The following is a 2,777-nucleotide window of genomic DNA, read 5'->3' on the forward strand; positions in this document are numbered from 1 at the left end:
CGCGAACGGCGGCGGCGCTGTTCGCGCTCCTGGCGCTGCGCGCGGCGCGGCGCGGGTGCCCCGGCACTCACGCGGTCCATCCGATCTCGGGATCGCGAGCGAACGGGGCATCGCCGATCACCGGCGATCCGACCGCAAGCGGCGATACGGTCGCGCGACGAACGGCAGGGGTGGGCAAGGTGGTGTCCTCTGATGGGGGGTTGGGACGAAGCCGAGCATATATCGGAGACCTGAGGAGACCCAAGGGTCTCCTTGGGTGGATACCGTGAGGCCGCTGTGCGTCGTCTGACCGCCGACTGATCCCTCTGCGGCGAGGAGCCGCGATCAGGAGGTGGAGTTGACCATGCCGATGATCACGGCGGTCCACCAAGCGACCTGCGAGACGACGGCGCTTCCGATGAAGCGCACGCGCGCTCGCTTGGGAAGGGCCGCGAAGCGCATCTTCCTCGGGAACCGGGCGAAGTACATCGTCCACCGAGTCAGGGCGACGCCGTTGAGCGAGAGCACGAGCACGGCCGCCAGCTTCACGAGCGTCGCCGGCGACGAGAGGTCGGGATGGAGCAGGGCACCGCTCGCGAGCAAGCCGATCAGCCCTGCCCAGATCGGCAGCTTCAGCGTGAGGTCGACCTGCCGGAGGTCGCGGACCGATCGCCACTCCGTGATCCAGAGCACGCCGTACCACTCCACCATGAGCACGGCGCCGAATCCGACGATGAGGGACGCGAGGTGCACGAACAGCGCGATGGCGTGCAACCACGGTGAAGCCACGATCAGCTGGCTGACCCAGATCGACGCCGCCCATCCCCCTGCGATCGCGAGGTAGGCTACCGCTCGCCGGCGTCGCCCGTGGCGCTGCTTGGCTTTGAGGGTCGTCGTCACGGGTCCAGCGCCGGCCTCTCGCTCGTCCTCTGTGCATGTTCGCGTAGTGCGTCCGCCGTCAGATTACCGAACGCGCCCGAGACCGGGGCAGGGCAGAATGGGGCGCATGGACGCACCGCACGCCTCCACCTTCAGCGCCTCGCTGCCTCCGTGGCTCGTCGACGAGCTGCCCGGGCTCGCGGCGGCGCCACCGCTCGGCACCCCCGAGCAGCGGATCCAGCTCGTGAACCGGCTCGCCGACCGCAACTGGCGGGCGGGCAACGGCGGACCGTTCGCGGCCGTCGTGGTCGACGCGGCATCCGGAGCGCTCGTCTCGGTCGGCGTGAACGTGGTGCTGCAGGAGAACCTCAGCGGCGTGCACGCCGAGATGATGGCGCTGAGCCTCGCGCAGCGGCGACTGGGTCGGTGGGATCTCGGCGCCGGCGGCGAGGAACTCGAGCTGGTCGTCAACTGGCGACCGTGCGTGATGTGCTACGGCGCAACGATGTGGGCCGGGGTGCGCTCGCTGGTCATCGCGGGCGAGGGTGCGGAGGTCGAGCAGCTCACCGGGTTCGACGAGGGGCCGATGCCCGCGGACTGGTCGGGGGAGTTCGAGCGCCGCGGCATCCGCGTGTCCGTGGGGGTCGGCCACGACGACGCGCTCGAGGTCTTCCGGGCGTTCGGCGCGTCGGATGCGGTCGTCTACAACGCGCGCGGAGCGACCGGCTCGTAGCCCTCGCCCCGACGCGACGGAGCCGGGAGCACCGATGCGTGCTCCCGGCTCCGGGTGTCTCAGCCCGCCTCAGTCGCCGGGCGTCGACGTTCGGGCCGGCGAGGTTCAGGCCTCGGGGATCGGCCGGTCGTGATGACGTCGGCCCTGGCCCTTGTGACGCCGGTCCTCGTGCAGGTGCACGTGGACGTGGACGTCCTGCACGTTCGGCTGCGGGCCGAAGCCGGGACGCGGGCCGAAGCCGGGACGCGGGCCGAAGCCCGGGCGGTGACCGAAGCCGCCGCCGTGCCCCTCGTGGCCCTCGTGGCCGTCGTGGTGCCCGTGGTGTGCACGGGCGTCGAACGGGTGCGGCTGGCCGGGGTCCTCGGCACCGGCAGGGCCGCCGAAGCCGTGGTGCATGCGAGCGCCGTGCCATCCGCCGAAGCCGTGGCGGCGTCCGGCGTGCCCGCCGTGTCCGCCGTGTCCGCGGCGTCCGCCGCGATGTCCGCGGGGAAGCGGCTGCGACTCGTCCCAGCCGAGCTCACGGGCGACCGCTTCGAGCGTGCGAAGCGTCGTCGCGAAGTCCTCGGGGGAGACCGCACCGGCGACCCGCTCGCGGAGCGTGCGCACCTGCTCCTCCAGCCGGTCGCGGGCCTCGCGGCCGGCGTCGGTGACCTCGGGCGGCATGCCGTCGATCCAGCCGCGCTCCACCAGGCGGTGGAGTGCGTGCGGCTTGGCGCGGAGTCGCTCGGCGAGTCGCTCGTCGCGGACCTCACCGGCGAGGAGGTTGAGGAATCGCCAGTCACGGCGCGTGATGCCGTCTGCGGCGAACAGGGTCTCCATCTCCTCGGAGAGGCGACGGTCGACGAGCTTGAGCCAGAACCCGAACGGGCGGTCGGCGCGAGCGGATGCCTCGTGCTCGGCGGATGCCTCGTCGGGCTGATCGGGCTGGTCTGGATTGATCTGATCGGTGGTCATGGTGTGTTCCTTTCCCGGTGCGCCCGTATGCGGCGCCCGGCGCGCGATGCGCGATTCTCGTGTTGCATGTCAATGGACATGTATATGTACGATGACATGTATGACCCCGCCTCGTCAAGCTCGACGACGCCGCCGCGCGACTTCACGAAGTCGCTGAACGATCCGAAGCCGAGCCGGCGCTCCTGGAACGACGGATCCATGCGCAGCATCTGGTTCTTCACGGCGCCCGAAG

The 2,777-nt window shown here is 71.0% G+C and carries 4 protein-coding genes; 1 reads left to right on the plus strand and 3 read right to left on the minus strand.

The genetic code is table 11. From position 1 onward, the window contains the following. Nucleotides 1-324: 324 nt before the first annotated feature. Complete coding sequence (locus GH736_RS20670; RefSeq protein ID WP_159606665.1) at nt 325-879, minus strand: hypothetical protein; 555 nt, start codon at nt 877-879, stop codon at nt 325-327. Nucleotides 880-985: 106 nt separating this feature from the next. Here GH736_RS20670 and GH736_RS20675 point away from each other — a divergent pair, with 106 nt between their 5' ends. After that, nucleotides 986-1,591: a nucleoside deaminase gene (locus tag GH736_RS20675; protein ID WP_159606667.1), complete on the plus strand. Its 606-nt coding sequence runs from the start codon at nt 986-988 to the stop codon at nt 1,589-1,591. 105 nt (nt 1,592-1,696) lie between these two features. Here the strand turns inward: GH736_RS20675 and GH736_RS20680 are convergent, their stop codons facing one another. Together GH736_RS20680 and GH736_RS20685 are read right to left on the minus strand one after the other, a co-directional pair. Then, nucleotides 1,697-2,545 (minus strand): MarR family winged helix-turn-helix transcriptional regulator, encoded by an 849-nt coding sequence (locus GH736_RS20680; RefSeq protein ID WP_159606669.1) that lies wholly within the window; start codon nt 2,543-2,545, stop codon nt 1,697-1,699. Next, a partial coding sequence (locus GH736_RS20685) for an OST-HTH/LOTUS domain-containing protein (RefSeq protein WP_203230887.1) occupies nt 2,542-2,777 on the minus strand: 236 nt, incomplete at its 5' end. The genes GH736_RS20685 and GH736_RS20680, both read right to left, overlap by 4 nt.

Origin of the sequence: Agromyces humi (genome assembly GCF_009720255.1) — a bacterium.
Classification (GTDB): Bacteria; Actinomycetota; Actinomycetes; order Actinomycetales; family Microbacteriaceae; genus Agromyces; species Agromyces humi.

Coding starts and splice junctions, on each gene's coding strand:
- GH736_RS20675 (WP_159606667.1), top strand. CDS start 986: ATGGACGCACCGCACGCCTCCACCTTCAGCGCCTCGCTGCCTCCGTGG.
- GH736_RS20680 (WP_159606669.1), bottom strand. CDS start 2,545: ATGACCACCGATCAGATCAATCCAGACCAGCCCGATCAGCCCGACGAG.